12 protein-coding genes are annotated in these 15,842 nt (G+C 66.3%); 8 read left to right on the top strand and 4 right to left on the bottom strand.

Annotated features, from left to right (window positions below; translation table 11 throughout):
- Window positions 1-143 precede the first annotated feature (143 nt).
- The 3 genes from AB5Y72_RS08000 (at window position 144) to AB5Y72_RS07990 (ending at window position 2,996) form a co-directional block, all read left to right on the top strand.
- Window positions 144-725, top strand: coding sequence for a TetR family transcriptional regulator (locus AB5Y72_RS08000; RefSeq protein WP_325781915.1), 582 nt, complete (start codon window positions 144-146; stop codon window positions 723-725).
- Window positions 726-797: 72 nt separating this feature from the next.
- Window positions 798-1,667 (top strand): alpha/beta fold hydrolase, encoded by an 870-nt coding sequence (locus tag AB5Y72_RS07995; protein ID WP_325781914.1) that lies wholly within the window; start codon window positions 798-800, stop codon window positions 1,665-1,667.
- Between the two features lie 171 nt (window positions 1,668-1,838).
- Complete coding sequence (locus AB5Y72_RS07990) at window positions 1,839-2,996, top strand: patatin-like phospholipase family protein (protein WP_042074252.1); 1,158 nt, start codon at window positions 1,839-1,841, stop codon at window positions 2,994-2,996.
- Window positions 2,997-2,998: 2 nt separating this feature from the next.
- Here the strand turns inward: AB5Y72_RS07990 and AB5Y72_RS07985 are convergent, their stop codons facing one another.
- Window positions 2,999-4,951 (bottom strand): cation:proton antiporter, encoded by a 1,953-nt coding sequence (locus AB5Y72_RS07985; protein WP_325781913.1) that lies wholly within the window; start codon window positions 4,949-4,951, stop codon window positions 2,999-3,001.
- Between the two features lie 223 nt (window positions 4,952-5,174).
- On the opposite strand from AB5Y72_RS07985, the gene AB5Y72_RS07980 reads away from it, so the two are divergent.
- Window positions 5,175-6,077 carry a GGDEF domain-containing protein gene (locus AB5Y72_RS07980; protein ID WP_209793898.1) on the top strand — a complete coding sequence of 301 codons (903 nt, stop codon included), beginning with the start codon at window positions 5,175-5,177 and terminating at the stop codon, window positions 6,075-6,077.
- A 21-nt stretch (window positions 6,078-6,098) separates the two neighbouring features.
- Here AB5Y72_RS07980 and tilS read toward each other — a convergent pair whose 3' ends face one another.
- A complete protein-coding gene (gene tilS, locus AB5Y72_RS07975) occupies window positions 6,099-7,433 on the bottom strand; it encodes a tRNA lysidine(34) synthetase TilS (RefSeq protein ID WP_368198831.1) in 1,335 nt (444 codons plus the stop codon).
- A 128-nt stretch (window positions 7,434-7,561) separates the two neighbouring features.
- Here tilS and AB5Y72_RS07970 point away from each other — a divergent pair, with 128 nt between their 5' ends.
- Window positions 7,562-9,592, top strand: coding sequence for a M13 family metallopeptidase (locus AB5Y72_RS07970; RefSeq protein ID WP_325781911.1), 2,031 nt, complete (start codon window positions 7,562-7,564; stop codon window positions 9,590-9,592).
- Window positions 9,593-9,705: 113 nt separating this feature from the next.
- Window positions 9,706-10,143: a PliI family lysozyme inhibitor of I-type lysozyme gene (locus AB5Y72_RS07965; RefSeq protein WP_209793901.1), complete on the top strand. Its 438-nt coding sequence runs from the start codon at window positions 9,706-9,708 to the stop codon at window positions 10,141-10,143.
- A 60-nt stretch (window positions 10,144-10,203) separates the two neighbouring features.
- Here the strand turns inward: AB5Y72_RS07965 and yjeH are convergent, their stop codons facing one another.
- Both yjeH and AB5Y72_RS07955 read right to left on the bottom strand, forming a co-directional pair.
- Entirely contained in the window at window positions 10,204-11,484 is a 1,281-nt protein-coding gene (gene yjeH, locus AB5Y72_RS07960) for an L-methionine/branched-chain amino acid transporter (protein WP_368198828.1), read from the bottom strand.
- A gap of 128 nt (window positions 11,485-11,612) precedes the next feature.
- Window positions 11,613-12,905, bottom strand: coding sequence for an HAAAP family serine/threonine permease (locus tag AB5Y72_RS07955; RefSeq protein ID WP_042074690.1), 1,293 nt, complete (start codon window positions 12,903-12,905; stop codon window positions 11,613-11,615).
- A 500-nt stretch (window positions 12,906-13,405) separates the two neighbouring features.
- On the opposite strand from AB5Y72_RS07955, the gene AB5Y72_RS07950 reads away from it, so the two are divergent.
- Both AB5Y72_RS07950 and AB5Y72_RS07945 read left to right on the top strand, forming a co-directional pair.
- Window positions 13,406-14,311: a LysR family transcriptional regulator gene (locus AB5Y72_RS07950; protein WP_209793903.1), complete on the top strand. Its 906-nt coding sequence runs from the start codon at window positions 13,406-13,408 to the stop codon at window positions 14,309-14,311.
- A 106-nt stretch (window positions 14,312-14,417) separates the two neighbouring features.
- Window positions 14,418-15,836, top strand: coding sequence for an MATE family efflux transporter (locus AB5Y72_RS07945; protein ID WP_368198827.1), 1,419 nt, complete (start codon window positions 14,418-14,420; stop codon window positions 15,834-15,836).
- The last annotated feature ends 6 nt before the right edge of the window (window positions 15,837-15,842 follow it).

The following is a 15,842-nucleotide window of genomic DNA, read 5'->3' as shown; positions in this document are numbered from 1 at the left end:
CTTCCCGGCAGGCCCAAATAACAGCCATCTTCCGTGAGCCAGGCGCCAAAAACCGCACCCTGGCCCCCTCAGTGCGGCCTTTGTTCCTCGACAATTAGCACGGTCGTACTTTATGCTGGCCGCGGCCATCAGAGGAGACCAGGATGAGCAAGGGACGCCAGACCCGCGACACGATTTTGCAGACCGCCTTCGAGCAGGCGAGCCGGCAGGGGCTGGAGAGCCTCACCATAGGCTCGCTCGCCACGACCTGCGAGATGTCCAAGAGCGGTCTGTTCGCCCACTTCCAGTCCCGCGACAACCTGCAGATCGCCGTGCTCACCTACTCCGCCGAGGTGTTCCGGGAGCGGGTGATCCAGCCGGTGCGCCAGCAGCAGCACCAGACCCAGCAGGAGAAGCTGATCGCCCTGCTGCAGGCCTGGCTGGCCTGGAACCAGAGCTTCGCCGGCCGCTGCATGTTCCTCGATGCCTGGACCTCGGCCCAGGAGGGAGAGGTGCAGCAAGCGGCACGCCGGCTGGTGCGCTTCTGGCTCGACTACCTGGCCCGCCAGGTGGTGCAGGGACAGGCCAGGGGGGAGTGGCGCAGCGATCTCGATCCCTGGCGCGCCGTCTATCGGCTCTACGGCCTCTACCTCGGGGATCAGGTGTTCCACGCCCTGGCGCTCTGCGAGGATCCGGCCCGCCACTTCTGGCCGGAGGTGACCGCCCTGCTGGCCAGTTGGCGCTGAGCCGATCGGCCCTTCTTTTTAAAAACCGACAAAAAAGCACGACCGTTCGAACACAAAAACCACAGGACCATCATGAGCAGCAAGATCTACTTCAATACCCGCCGCTTCAGCCCGAGCAAGTTGCTGCTGGGCCTCGGCACCCGGTTGCATCACGCGCTGGCCCCCGCTCACGCAAAACGCACCGCCAGCAAACTGCTGCTCACCCCGCAGCGGCTCACCCGGGAGGTCGCCACGCCAGCCGGCCTGGTGCAGCAGGCCATGCACACCGGCGAAGGCACTCTGATGAGCTACCGGCTCGGCCAGGGGCCGGTCTGGTTGTTGATGCACGGCTGGTCCGGCAGCGCCAGCCAGTTCTACCCGCTGATGAGCCACATCGCCGCCCAGGGCTTCACGGCCATTGCCTACGATCACCCGGCGCACGGCCACAGCGCCGGCCATACCGGCCACCTGCCCCGTTTCGTGCGCGCCTTCGACGAACTGGTGGAGAAGATGACGGCCGAGTACGGCCCGTTGCAGGGCGTCATCGCCCACAGCATGGGGGGCGCCGTCACCCTCAGCAGCCGTCACCCGGCCATGGATGCGCTGCCGCTGCTGCTCATCTCCCCCGTGCTCGACTACGTGCCCCAGCTCTACGGCATGGTGGCGCGCTCCGGCTACTCCATCCGGCTGTTCGATGCTGTGGTCAAGGAGATTGAACACGAATACCAGCACCCTCTCAGCACGGTCGACCCGCTGGGCCGGCTCGCCAGCCGGACGGGCGAGGCCATCATAGTGCACGACGAAGAGGACAGATTTGCTCCCCATGGCGACTCCCTGCGCGCGACCCAGGATGGCCGCACCCGGCTGATGAGCACCCGGGGTCTCGGCCATGGCCGCATCCTGGCGAGCCCCCCCGTGTTCGCCGCCTTCGACCAACTGAGCCAGACGCCCCCTCGGGCCTGAGCCCGGAAAACGGGTCGCAAAAAATGCGTTCGCGGCCCGTTTTTATCCGCGATACAACGTCTTATAGTTAAATTGCGCGGTGGCAACCCGCCCTGGCGATCACCATAAGGCGTCCCCTATGACCGACCTTCTTTTATCAGCCGTGACGCCATCACAACAAGGGACAGCAGCATGGCCAGACCCAATACAGCGCTTCTGTTGACCGGTGGCGGTGCCCGCGCCGCCTATCAAGTCGGCGTCCTCAAGGCGGTGGCCGAGCTCTACCCCCGCAACATCGGCATCCCCTTCCCCATTTTGTGCGGCACCTCGGCGGGGGCCCTCAACATCACGGCGCTGGCCTGCTACGCCTCCTGCTTCCACCTGGGGGTGCGCAAGCTGGAGTGGGTCTGGCGACGCTTCGAGACCCACCACATCTTCGACTTTCATCCCTGCCAGCTGCTGTGGCGCACCCTCTATCAGGGGTCGGCCGGTCTCATCACGCCCCAAAGCAACCACGCCTTCCACCTGTTCGACAACGCCCCCCTGCGCCGCCTGCTGGATCAGCTCATCGACTATCACCGCATCGACGACAACATCCTCTACGGCAGCCTGGAGGCCATCGCCATCACAGCCTCCGACTACGACGACGGCCTCTCCACCACCTTCTTCCAGGGACGGGCCGAGCATCAGCCCTGGGAGCGGGCCAGGCGGCGCGGCCTGCGCACCCTGCTCACCTCGGATCACCTGCTGGCCTCGTCGGCGCTGCCCTTCGTCTTTCCCGCCACCCCCATAGGCGATCGCTTCTACGGGGACGGCTCCATCCACCAGCTGAGCCCGCTCAGCCCCGCCATCCACCTGGGGGCGGAGCGGATCCTGCTGGTCACCCTGGACTCCCCCCACCAGGGGAGCGCGGCCCCCCGCCAACGCCATCTGACCAGCTCCAACATCGCGAGCCACCTGCTCAACACCGTCTTCTCCGACACCCTGAACTCGGATCTGGAGCGGCTCGGGCGCATCAACCAGACCCTGTCGCTCATCCCGGCGCGGGAGCGCAGCCGTCTGAAGCTGCGCCAGGTGGAGACCTGCGTCATCCGGCCTAGCCAGGATCTCGACCTCATCGCCCTCGACTACCTGGCCAGACTGCCGACCCAGGTGCGCCGCCTGCTGCGGGTGCTCGGGGTGAACGGCGAGGAGAGCAGCAGCCTGGCCAGCTTCCTGATGTTTGATCCGGGTTACTGCCAGCGCCTGCTCAAGCTGGGGTATCAGGATGCGATGGCGCAGCGCCAGCGCATAGAGGCGTTTCTGGACTTGCCTGGCCGAAGGGAGGAGCGCCTTCGCGAGGAGGCCTGAGCCTAGCGCCCCTCCAGCAGGCGCTGCTCCGCCTGCTCCATGGCGACGGCGGTGCCGAAGAGCACCAGGGTATCTCCCGCCGCCAGCCGCAGCTCCGCCCTCGGCTCCAGGCTGCGCTCCCCGCGCTGTACCGCCTTGATGCGCACCTCTCCCAGGGCGAGCTCCCGCACCCTGTGCCCCACCGCCCAGGCCTGATCGTGCAGCAGAACGGGGTGCAGCCGCTCCAGCAGCTGGTCCGTCTCCAGGTTGCCGGCGCTCTGTCCCCCCCAGTAGAAGCCGTGCAGGAAGCGGTACTGGCTGCTGCGCTCGTGCTCCATGCGCCGGATCACCCGGCCGATGGGAACGTCGCAGTTGAGCAGCAGGTGGGAGACCAGCATCAGGGCTCCCTCCTGGGACTCGGGGATCACCTCGAAGGCGCCGGCCTGCTTGTAGTGCTCGAGGAAGCTGTCGTCCCGGGTGCGCACCAGCACCTTGAGCTCCCCCGCCAGCTCCCGGATCAGCGTCAGCATGGCGTCGACCCGCTTGATGTCGTCGAAGGTGATGATCACCAGCCTGGCCCGCAGCAGGCCGGCGGCCAGCAGGATGTCGCGGCGGCTGGCATCGCCGAACGCCACCTGCTCCCCCGCCAGCTTGGCCTCGCTCACCCGCTCGGGGTCGAGATCCAGAGCCAGAAAGGGGATCTCCTCAAGCTTGAGAAAGCGGGCGCAGGTCTGCCCGGCGCGGCCGAATCCGGCGATGATGACGTGCTGATGCTTGCCGAGGCCCGACTGGGCGACCTCGGCGCGGGAGAGCAGGGCGCTGTCGGTGAGGGAGCGGGCCAGCCCCAGGGCCCGCAACACCAGCCAGGGGGTGAAGGCGATGGAGATGACGCCGATGCCGATGAGCAGGGAGACCAGCCGGTGGTCGAGCAGGCCGTGGTGACTCGCCAGCGCCAGCAGCACGAAGCCGAACTCCCCCACCTGGCTCAGCATGATGCCGGCCGCCATGGCGTCGCGCTTGCGCTCCCCCATCAGCCGGCCCGCCAGCAGCACCAGCAGCGACTTGCACAGGATGAGGCCGGCCACGCACAGCAGCACCTGCCACCAGGCGCTAGCCACTAGGGCCCAGTCCATGGTCATGCCGATGGTGATGAAGAAGAGCCCCATCAGCACGTCCCGAAACGGCTTGATGTCCACCTCCAGCTGGTGGCGGTAGTGGGACTCCCCCAGCATCATGCCCGCCAGGAAGGCACCGAGGGCCATGGAGAGCCCCATCCACTGGGTGAGGGAGGCCGCCAGCAGGGCCACCAGCAGGGTGCAGAGCACGAACAGCTCGTCGGATCGCGCCCGCGCCACCTCGTGAAACACCATGGGCAGCAGCCACTTGCCCACCGCCAGCAGCACCGACAGGGCGAACAGCCCCTTGAGGGAGGCCCAGGCGACCTCCGCCAGCAGGGCGCTGCCCTGCACCTCGGGTTGGGCCAGGATGGGGATCATCACCAGCAGGGGCACCACGGCGAGATCCTGGAACAAGAGCACGCTCACCCCGAGCTGGGCCCGCCGGGTATGCAGTTGCTTGAGCTCGCCGAGCTGCTTGATCACCACGGCGGTGGAGGAGAGCGCCAGGGTGCCCGACACCACCAGCGCCTGGGAGAGGCTCAGCCCCCACCACCAGGCGAGCCAGAAAAACAGCAAGGAGGTGAGCAGCACCTGCAGGCCGCCGACCCCCAGCACCAGCTTGCGCATGGCGAGCAGGCGCGGCAGCGAGAACTCGAGGCCGAGGGAGAACATCAGGAAGACGATGCCAAGCTCCCCTATGGTCTGCATCATGGCCTGCCCCGTGACGATGGCCATCCCGTGGGGGCCGAGCAGCATGCCGACGAACAGATAGGCGAGGATCACCGGCTGGCCGAGGCGGCGAAAAATGGCCACCAGCAGGACGGCGAACAGCAGCAGGATCAACACATCGGCGTACACGCACTCCTCCCCTTTTCTCTTCGTGAATTGCCCATCGGCAGGCCTGCCGACTCGCCGCTGCGGTGCCCTGCCAGGCCGGCCCGGGAAGGGGCTAGGCTCCCCTTTTTCCCTCCCGTTTCATCCCGTTAAGCCTAGCCAGCCCCTTTGTTTTTCATCGGACATATTTTGGGCACAAGGATTGCAAGAACCCACGCAATGAGTGGAGAGGTGTAAGGGCTGTAACGTGGAAAACACATCGTCATTGAACGGCTTCGGACATGGCATAGAGCAGTGGGTGCAGCAGATGGAGCGCCTTGCGCCCCTGAGCGGGCAGGACCGTTATCAGCAGCTGGAGCAGTTGCTGGGGCAGCGGGATCTTGACGCCCTGCTGGCAATCTTTGCCGAGCGGGTGGCAAAGATTGTCCGGATCCACGCCCTCCACTTCGACTGTGGCCAGCCCCACCCCCTCATCTCCCACCCGCCCCAGGCCAGGCAGGTGCTGCACGGTTATCGCTTCGAGCTGCGGGGCCAGCACGACCAGTTGCTCGGCCAGCTGCACTACGAGCTGGAGCAGCCCCTCGGCGACGGCCAGCGCCGGCTGCTGGAGCAGTACCATCAGCTGTTCAGCCTCCCCCTGCCCCTCTATCTGCGGCTGGATCGGCTGGAGCAGCAGGTGCGGCTCGACCACCTGACCGGGCTCGGCAATCGCGCCTACTTCGACGAGGCCATCGGCCGGGCGGTGGAGCAGCACAGCCGGGAGCCCCACGGCCTGGTGCTGGTGCTGCTGGATCTCGATCGCTTCAAGCAGGTCAACGACACCTGGGGTCACCCTGTGGGGGATCTGGTGCTGAGCCGCTTCGCCCAGCTGCTGCAGGGTTGCATTCGCGGCACGGATCAGGCGTTTCGCCTCGGCGGGGACGAGTTTGCCCTGCTGCTGCAACCCGCCGACCCCGAGGCCTGGCGCCCGGTCTGGCTGCGGCTGCAACATGTGCTGCACAGCCACAAGGAGCTCAGCGCCTTCTCGGTGGGTTGCAGCCTGGGGGCCGCGAGCTGGCACTCGGGCATGGACGTGGAGCGGCTCTACGCGACGGCGGATGCCCACCTCTACGCCCGCAAGAAGGCCGGCGAAGCGGGCATCCCCGAATAGGGCGCCGTCAACCCCGCGCCATCAATCGGCATCCGGGGTGACGGCACGCCGCCACTCCCAGGCCATGCCCCCTTCGGGCGCCAGAAATCCGTCGCAGACGAAGAGCCCGGCCACCAGGGCCGCCTGCTCGCCGTAATGGAGGATGGGAATGCGTCCCCGCTGCCAGGAGGGCACCCCATGCTCCTGCAGCAGCTTCTTCAGGCGCCGGCTGCCAACCCGTCCCACCGGCTTGAGCATCACACCGGGCGCCACCTGGAAGCGTATCGAGAGCGGTTCGTCCTCCCGCGGCGCCCTCAGCCCCTCGCCACCCGATGACCACAGCCTGAACTGCCCCAGGCCGTCCGGCAGGGTGAGCACCTCCCCCACCCCGATGGGCAGCACCTCCTCGCGGGGCGCCAGACCCGGCGCCACCAGATACAGCCGTCCCTGAAAGCGGCGACACTCCAGTCCCTGCAGATTCAGCCTGGGGTTGGCATCCTCGCGCGCCAGCGCCACCTCCTGCCACAGCAGGTCCAGCTGCGCCCGGGACGGCATCTCCCCCCCCTGGCGGCGGATCCAGTGGCGCAGCAGGTTGTTGCGCCGCACCTCGGACAACCCGTGCAGAGGCGCGATGCGCAGCGCCTCTCCCTCCCCGGTCCGTTGCCAGTCCGCTTCGGCCAGCTCGCCGATGAGCGCCTCCTGCTCGGCGCACAGGGCCATGCTGCGCGCCGCCGTCTGGGCCATGGCGGGCCAGCGCGCCTTGAGCTGGGGGATGAGCTGCTGGCGCAGGAAGTTGCGGTCATAGCTCGGGTCCTCGTTGCTCTCGTCCTCCACCCAGCCATAGGGCAGAGTAGCGGCCGCGTCGGCCAGCTCGGCCCGGCTGATCTCCAGCAAGGGGCGCAGCAAGCGGCCGCCGGCAAAGGGCTGGTCTGGCACCATGCCCGCCAGCCCGCGCAGCCCGGCGCCACGTTTGAGCGCCAGCAGCAGGGTCTCCAGCTGATCGTCCTGATGATGGGCGGTGAGCAGCCACTCCCCCTCCCCCAGGTGGGCGGCGAGGCGCTGATAGCGGGCCTCCCGCGCCTGGGCCTCCAGGCTATCGCCGTTGCCCCGGGCGAGGTGCACCCGCTCCACCACGAGGGGCACCGCCAGCTGCCGGCACACCCCCTCGCAATGGGCCACCCAGTCGTCGGCGTGGGAGCTCAGGCCATGGTGGACGTGCAGGGCGCGCAAGGCCAGGCCCTGTTCACGGGCAAAGCGGGCCGCCAGCACCAGCAGCACTGTGGAGTCGAGCCCGCCGCTGAAGGCCACCAGCAGGCCGCGGGAACCTTCCGGCGCGGGCAGAGTCTGACAAAAACGAGAATAAATACGAGAAATCATAGGCTTCCCCAATACGACCAGGCCGATCTTAGCAGAGTCGGGCTTATCAAGCGCTAACCCGGCTGCTAGAGTGAGACGCTCCCTGCGTGGGCAAGGAAGCCACCTAACCCGAATTGGAATACAACATAATGAACAACAAGAAAAACCTGCTGGCCGCCCTCGTCGGGCTGGCCCTGCTGGCCGGTTGCAGTCAGGCACCGGACGGCTCAGACAAGCACTCCGGCCTCGCGCTGGCCAACATGGACACCAGCGTCAAGCCTGGTGACGACTTCTTCCGCTACGTGAACGGCCACTGGCTCGCCACCGCCAAGATCCCGGACGACAGGCCCGCCGACGGCGCCTTCTACCTGCTGCGGGACAAGTCCCTGGCGGACGTGCGGGTACTGGTGGAAGGGCTGGACGGCAAGGCCGCCGCCGGCACCCCGGCCCAGCAGATCCACGACCTTTACCAGAGCTATCTGGATCAGACGACCCGCAACGCCAAGGGCACCACGCCCCTGCTGCCGATGCTGAGCGAGATCGAGCAGATCCGGACCCCGAGTGATCTCGCCCGCGCCTTCGCCCAGAGCGGCCGCATCGGTGGCGGCGCTCCCTTCGGCTTCTGGATAGACGCGGACGCCAAGGCGCCGGACAGCTATGCGGTCTACCTCTACCAGGCCGGACTCAGCCTGCCGGACAGGGACTATTACCTCAAGACGGATGCCGCCAGCCAGGCGCTGCTGCACAAGTACGAGCAGCACATCGCCGCCATGCTGGCCCGTTTCGGCGAGACAGACGCGGGGGCCAAGGCCAAGCGCATCCTGGCCCTCGAGACCCGGATCGCCCGGATCCAGTGGGACAACGTGGCCCTGCGGGACAGAGAGAAGAACTACAACAAGGGGCCGGTGAGCGAGCTGGGGCGCCTCGCCCCCGCCATCGACTGGGACGCCTATCTCGGCCAGGCCGGCCTCGCGGGCCAGAGCAGCCTCGTCATCGGCCAGCCCACCTACCTCTCGGCCCTGAACGAGCTGATGACGACGACCCCGGTCGGCGACTGGCAGGCCTACCTCAAGTGGCAGCTCATCACGGACTACGCCCCCTACCTCGACAGCCAGACCGATGCCCTGAACTTCGCCTTCTTCGGCACCGCCCTGAGCGGCACGCCCAAGCAGCGCGCCCCCTGGGAGCGGGCGCTCGGGGTGCTGGACAACAACCTGGGGGAGGCGGTGGGCAAGCTCTACGTGGAACGCTACTTCCCGCCAGAGGCCAAGGCCCGCATGGAGCAGCTGGTGGAGAACCTGCGCACCGCCTACGGCCAGAGCATTCAGGAGCTGGACTGGATGTCGCCGGCCACCAAAGCCCAAGCCCTCGAGAAGCTCGCCAAGTTCAGGCCCAAGATAGGCTACCCGGACAAGTGGAAGGACTACGGCGCCATTGCGATCCGTGCCGATGATCTGGTGGGCAACCTGCAACGGGCCCGCGCCTTCGAATACGCCGACAACCTGGCGCGCCTCGGCAAGCCGGTGGACAGGGACGAGTGGCACATGTCGCCCCAGACGGTGAACGCCTACTACAACCCGAGCAACAACGAGATCGTCTTCCCAGCTGCCATCTTGCAGCCCCCCTTCTTCGACATGACGGCGGATGACGCGGTCAACTACGGCGCCATCGGCGGGGTCATCGGCCACGAGATGGGCCACGGTTTTGATGATCAGGGGGCCAAATCCGACGGTGACGGCGTGATGCGCGACTGGTGGACGCCCCAGGATCTCAAGGAGTTCCGCTTCCGCACCAGCCGGCTGGTGGCCCAGTACAACCGCTTCGAGCCCATCAAGGGCCAGTATGTCAACGGCCAGTTCACCCTGGGGGAGAACATCGGCGATCTGGGCGGCCTCACCATAGCCCACAAGGCCTATCTGCTGTCCCTGGATGGCAAGGAGGCGCCGGTGCTGGACGGCTTTACCGGGGAGCAGCGCTTCTTCCTCGGCTGGGCCCAGGTGTGGAAGGGCATGTATCGCCCCGAGCTGATGCAGATGCTGCTCGCCTCGGATCCCCACTCCCCGCCCGAATACAGGGTCAACGGCGTGGTGCCGAACATCCCCGCCTTCTACGAGGCGTTCAAGATCCAGCCGGGTGACAAGCTCTATCTGGACCCGGCCAAACGGGTCAAGATATGGTGATCACAGGGCGCTCAGGGGTTGCCGACAGGCGGCCCCGGACCGCATTCCGATGTGGCGGGGGCCAGCCCCTGCCCGTCGACACAGCAAGACAAGCAGCAACAAGGGTCATCTCCATGAAAGCCTTATACCTTACTCTCGGTCTGCTCACCCTGCCCCTGGCCAGCCAGGCGGCAGACGGGTTCTTCCAGCAGCAGACCCTGCCGGCAGGCCAGGTCATCACCGTCAGCGAGGGGCGCGGCGAGCCCGCCTCCACCGGCAGCTACGACGTACGCCTCTACTCGGGTGCCAACCCCCAGTTTCCCCTGGATCAGTTCGTCGACGGCAAGGTGCTGCCGCGGGACGGCAGCATCAAGGCGCTGAAACTGCTGGATCTCAACGGTGACAAGCAGCCCGAACTCATCGTCATCGTCGAGAGTGCCGGCAGCGGCAGCTACCTGAGCGCCGACGCCTTCACCATCCATCCCCAGGAGGGGCTGGAGAGCTTCAACCACGTGGAGGGGCTGGCCCCCGATGAAGATGTGATCCAGGCGCTCAAGGCCCCCCGCGACTGAACGCGCACCACAGCAAAGAGAACAAACCCCGCCATGCGGGGTTTGTTCTCTTTAGGGCCATCACTTGATGGCGCAGGGCGAATCGCTCCCCGGGGTACGGCGGCGCCGGCGCCGCCACAGGGAGAAGACGCCGTAGCCTGCGCTTAGCAGCACCGCATAGAGCACCTGGGAGGAGAGCGCCACCAGCACGGCGAGGCAGAGCAGGGCGCTCACCCCCGCCAGCCCCTTGCCCAGGCCGCCGAGCAGGCGCCAGCCTGCCGCCATGCAGAGCAGGTAGACCAGCACGAAGTTGCCGTTGGCGTAGCGGATGAGGGCGTCGAGCGGCAGCCTGAGCCAGAGGATCAGGGTGATGGAGACGAGGCAGATGGCGAGCACCCAGCACAGGGCGTTGAGGGGGGCGCCACGGGCCGAGAGCCGGGCCATCGCGCCCGGCAGCTTGCCCTCCCGCGCCATGCTCCAGATAAGCCGCGCGAAGCCCTGCAGGTAGATGTTGATGCTGGCGAAGCAGGAGAGGTAGCCAAGCACCGCCACCAGCCACTTGGCGGTGGGACCGAACAGCAGCGAGAGCAGGGCCGGGATGGCGGTGGCGTTGGTCGCCTCGTCCCCGTAGAGACCGTATTTCAGCACCACCAGGGAGTGGATCCAGTAGATGAGCCCGGCCAGCAGCACGCCGCCGAGCAGGGCGAGCGGGTAGTCCCGCTGCGGCCGCTTGAACTCCTCCCCCATGTGGGCGAAGGCCTCGAGCCCGACGAAACACCAGAACATCACCGCCAGCGCCGAGCCCATGGCGGGCCATTCGCTCGCCGCCGGCAACGGCTGGGCCGCGTCGCGCCAGCCGAGCTCCCCCTTGAACCAGATGAGCAGGGTCAGCCCCAGGATCGCCAGGGCGATCAGCAGTTGCAGGTTGCCGGAGGAGCGCGCCCCCCTGAGTCCCAGCAGGAAGACCCCGAGCAGGGTGAGCAGCTGGATGGCCCAGAGGGTCCACTCCCCCATGTCGAACAGGGCGTGCCAGAAACCGGCGGCTATGGTGAGGGCGGCGGGCAGCCCCACCGGCAGCACCGCCAGAAACAGGAAGGCGGAGAAGCGCTCGGCGCCGTTGCCGAAGGCGAGCCCGATGAGGTGGGGCGCCCCGCCGGCGTGGGGATAGCGGCGCCCGAGCCGCGCGAAGGTGAAGGCGATGGGCAGCACCAGCACGATGAGCAGCAGCCAGGCCCAGAGCGACGCCCCGCCCGCCAGCGAGGCAGCAGCCGCCGGTACCACGAAGATCCCGGTACCGAGCAGGGAGGTGGCGAGCAGCCCCATCCCCTGCCAGAGCCCGAGTTCCTTTTTCAACCCAGACATATCCTTTTGTCCTGTCTAGAAAAACATCCCGCCATGTTAGGCCGCTGCCGTGGCTTTGTTAAGCTTTCGCGCATATAAAAAGGCCGCCTCAATCGAGGCGGCCTTTTCACCGAGACTGACCGGAGTCGTCAGGCAATCAGCTTGTAGATGATGCCGGACATGGCGATGAGGCCGATGAGAGTCACGAAGCCGTTGCTCAGGTTGCCGGCGTATTTGCGCATGGCGGGCACCTTGGCGATGGCGTACATCGGCATCAGGAACAGCAGCATCGCGATGATGGGGCCGCCCAGGTCTTCGATCATGCCGAGGATGCTCGGGTTGATGGTGGCGATGGCCCAGGTGGTCAGGATCATGAAGATCGCGGTCACCTTGTTGAGCTGCTTGACGTCGACGTTCTTGCCCTTCTCGCGCAGGGACTTGGCCATCAGACCGTTCATGCCCTCTTGCGCCCCCAGGTAGTGACCCAGGAAGGACTTGCTGATGGCGACCATGGCGATGAGCGGTGCCACGGTGGCGATCACCGGGTTGTCGAAGTGGTTGGCCAGGTAGGAGAGGATGGAGATGTTCTGCTCCTTGGCCGCCGCCAGGTCAGCCGGGGAGAGGCTCAACACGCAGCTGAACACGAAGAACATCACTGTCATCACCATCATGACGTGGGCGCCCAGCAGGATGTTGCTGCACTTCTTCTCGGCGTTGGCGCCGTAGCGGCCTTTGTTGTCCACCGCGAAGGAGGAGATGATCGGGGAGTGGTTGAAGGAGAACACCATCACCGGAATGGCCAGCCACAGGGTCTTGATGAAGTCACCGTTGAAGGCGTCGGACAGCGCCGGGGCTTCGGTGATGATGGCGCCGTTCCAGTGCGGGATCAGGTAGACCGCCAGGCCCATCAGGGTGATCACGAAGGGGAAGACCAGCACGCTCATCGCCTTGACGATGACCTGGCCGCCGAGGCGAACGATCGCCATCAGACCCAGGATCAGCACCAGGGAGAGGATGGCGCGGGGGGGCGCAGTCATGCCCAGCTGGTGCACCATCAGGCTCTCGACCGTGTTGGTGATGGCCACGGAGTACATCAGCAGGATGGGGTAGATGGCGAAGAAGTAGAGCAGGGTGATGAACTTGCCCGCGGTCTTGCCGAAGTGCTCCTCCACTACCTCGGTGATGTCGCCGTCACGGGTGGCGCCGGACAGCACGAAGCGGGTCAGGCCACGGTGGGCGAAGAAGGTCAGCGGCAGGGCCAGGATCAGCATGGCCACCAGCGGCCACAGACCACCGACGCCTGCGTTGATCGGCAGGAAGAGGACACCGGCACCGATGGCGGTACCGTACAGACCCAGCATCCAGACCACGTCGGCCTTGTTGATGCCACGGGAGGAGGCGTTGCTTAAGCTGCCTTCAACTGCAATGTTCATGTCAGACATAGGGGTAATCCTGTCATCAAGGAAAGTGGAATCTCGTTGCTTATTTGGCCACCTGGCCGGTTCCGCATCCCTGGAACTGCTGCTGTTCATCCCTGCTCTTGTGTTCTCACGCCAGGGCAACCGGGCCATCACGTCCCGCGACAACCGAATTGCAACATACTGCGGCATGAAATCCTGAACCTGATGGCGGCGCCCTCTGTCGTTAACAAACTGACAACGACCGCCTCATCCGATGCGCTGACTCTAATTAAATGACCCAATTAATCACAGTGTTTTTTTGAATTAATCAACCAAAGTTTGACTCTGGTCGCCTTTCGATCGTGTCAGCTCACATTTTTAGCGCCGGATTGTTAGTATTTTTTAACAATTCAAATTTGTTTCAATAGATTCCAATACTTACCGCGATCACAAGTTCGCTACAAGGCCCGGCTCCGGGGTCGATTGTCTGGGTCGGCGCCTTGGCGTACCCTTGTGACTCGCCCTCTTCCTGCCGAGCCATGATGACCATCACCCGCACCGATCTCGCCGAACTGGCGGTGTTTGCCGCCGTCGCCCGCCACCAGAGTTTCAGCAAGGCCGCCCTTGAGCTCGGAGTCTCGGCCTCGGCGCTCAGCCACAGCCTGAAGGGGCTGGAGAACCGGTTGGGGGTGCGGCTGCTCAACCGCAGCACCCGGGCCGTGGTGGCCACCGATGCGGGCCAGCGGCTGCTGGCCCAGTTGCTGCCCACCCTGACCCAGCTGGAGGGGGCGCTGGAGGAGCTGACCCGCCACGGCGACGAACCGGTCGGCCGCCTCAAGATCTGCGGACCCAGGGCCGCCATCCAGGAGCTGCTGGCCCCGGTACTGATCGACTATCTGGTGCGCTACCCGCGCATGCAGGTGGAGGTGGTGGAGCTGGAGCTGATGCCGCGCCTCATCGAGGATGGATTCGACGCCGCCCTCTTCTACGGGGATCTGCTGCCCAAGGAGATGATCGCCGTGCCCCTCGGGGCCCAGCAGCGCTACCTGGTGGTGGGCGCCCCCACCTATCTGGCGGCCAGGGGCATCCCCCGGCACCCGAGCGAGCTGAGCCAGCACGACTGCATCGGCTATCGCCTCACTCCCCATCACCACTATCGCTGGGCCTTCGCCGCCGACGACAAGCTGCTGGAAATAGAGGTGAGCGGCCCGCTCACCACCAGCACCCCGGCGCTCTACCTGGGGGCGGCCGAGGCGGGGCTGGGGCTGGCCTACTGCCAGGAGGAGGAGGTGAGGGAGGCGCTGGCCGCGGGGCGGCTGGTGAGCGTGCTGGACGACTGGAGCCCCAGCTTCGCCGGCTTCAACCTCTTCTATCCCGGCCGCCACCAGCTGGGCAGCGGCCTGCGCGCCCTGATCGACATGCTGAAGGCCCACCATCGGACGGACTGATTACTGAATAATACTCAGCAATCCATCAAGGAAAAGCCTGATTATCGGTAAAAATAGAATAATTTAGACTGTCTGTCCGAGCATCGAACTCCCCGAGAGAACAGATATGTCCGCCTACTTCCATCTGCGCCAGCGGGCCATGACCCGCCGCTTCTGGGGCTACGCCCTCCCCTCCGTCCTCGCCATGCTGGTCTCCGGCGCCTACTACCTGGTGGACGGCATCTTCGTCGGCCACTACGTGGGGGCCGCGGGCCTCGCCGGCATCAACCTGGTCTACCCGGTCATCATGGTGCTGATAGGCCTGGCCGCCATGATCGCCATGGGGGCGGCCACCCTCATCTCCTTCCAGCAGGGCGCCAGAAACACGGCGCTCGCCCGTCAGGGGCTGGTCAACGGGCTCTGGCTGCTGGGGCTGCTGGGGGCCCTGGCCCCGCTGCTGCTGCACCGCTGGCACATCGACATCCTGCTGGCCCTCGGCCTTGAGCAGGGCAGCGACACCTGGCAGCAGGCCAGCGACTATCTCGGCTGGATCGGCGGCGGCACCCTGCTGCTGGCGGGCAACCTCGCCGTGCCCTATCTGCTGCGCAACGACGGCCGCCCCCGCCTCGCCATGGTGCTGGTGAGCGGCGGCGCCCTGCTCAACATCCTGCTCAACTACATCATGGTCGGCCGGCTCGGGCTCGGCCTGACGGGCACGGCCCAGGCGACCCTGATGGCCGAGGGGATGGTCTGCCTGCTGGGCCTGGGCTACTTCTTCACCCCTTATGCCCGCCTGCGCCTCTCCTGGCGCCAGCTGCGCCCCAGCTTCCCGGCCATGCCGAACCTGCTGTTCACCGGGCTGCCGAGCCTCATCGCCCAGTTCAACCTGGGGCTCTTGCTGATGCTGCACAACAGCCAGCTGATGGTGCACGGCTCGGTCAAGGATCTGGCGGGTTTCACCGTGGCCGGCTACACAGAGGCGGTGTTCATCGTGGTGCTGCAGGGGTTGGCGTTTGGCATCCAGCCCCTGGTCAGCCAGGCGGCGGGCGCCCGTCGCCACCGCGATCTGAAATTCCTGATGGAAATGGGGCTCAGGATCACGCTCCTCTACGGTCTGGCGGTCTGGCTGCTGATCCAGCTGCTGCCGCAACCTGTCGCCATGCTCTACACCGGCAGCCAGGATGTCGAGCTGCTGGCCGCGGCCATGCGCAGCCTGACCCTCAACCTCGCCGCCATCCCGCTGGAGGGGATCGTCATGTTCGGCATAATGCTGCTGCAAGCCATGGCCCGCACCCGCCAGGCGCTGCTGATCTCGGTCGCTAAGACGGTGCTGCTGCTGCCGCTCATCTTCCTGCTGCCGCTGCAATGGGGCCGGGACGGGGTGCTGCTGGCCCAGCCCACCACGGTGCTGCTGCTGACTCTGCCCCTGTGCTGGCTGCTGTGGCGGGAGTGGCATCGCCTCAGGCTGGCTTGCGCCCCCCTGAGCCGGCGTCGCCGGTCGCAGCCCGCCCGCCGGGAGGGTACCCTGGCGCGCCACACGAGCTAGCGTCGC

It is taken from the genome of Aeromonas sp. R7-4 (assembly GCF_040908055.1).
Taxonomy (GTDB): Bacteria; Pseudomonadota; Gammaproteobacteria; order Enterobacterales; family Aeromonadaceae; genus Aeromonas; species Aeromonas sanarellii.
The sequence above is the reverse complement of the archived record's forward strand: the minus strand, read 5'-3'. Positions and strand labels throughout refer to the sequence as shown.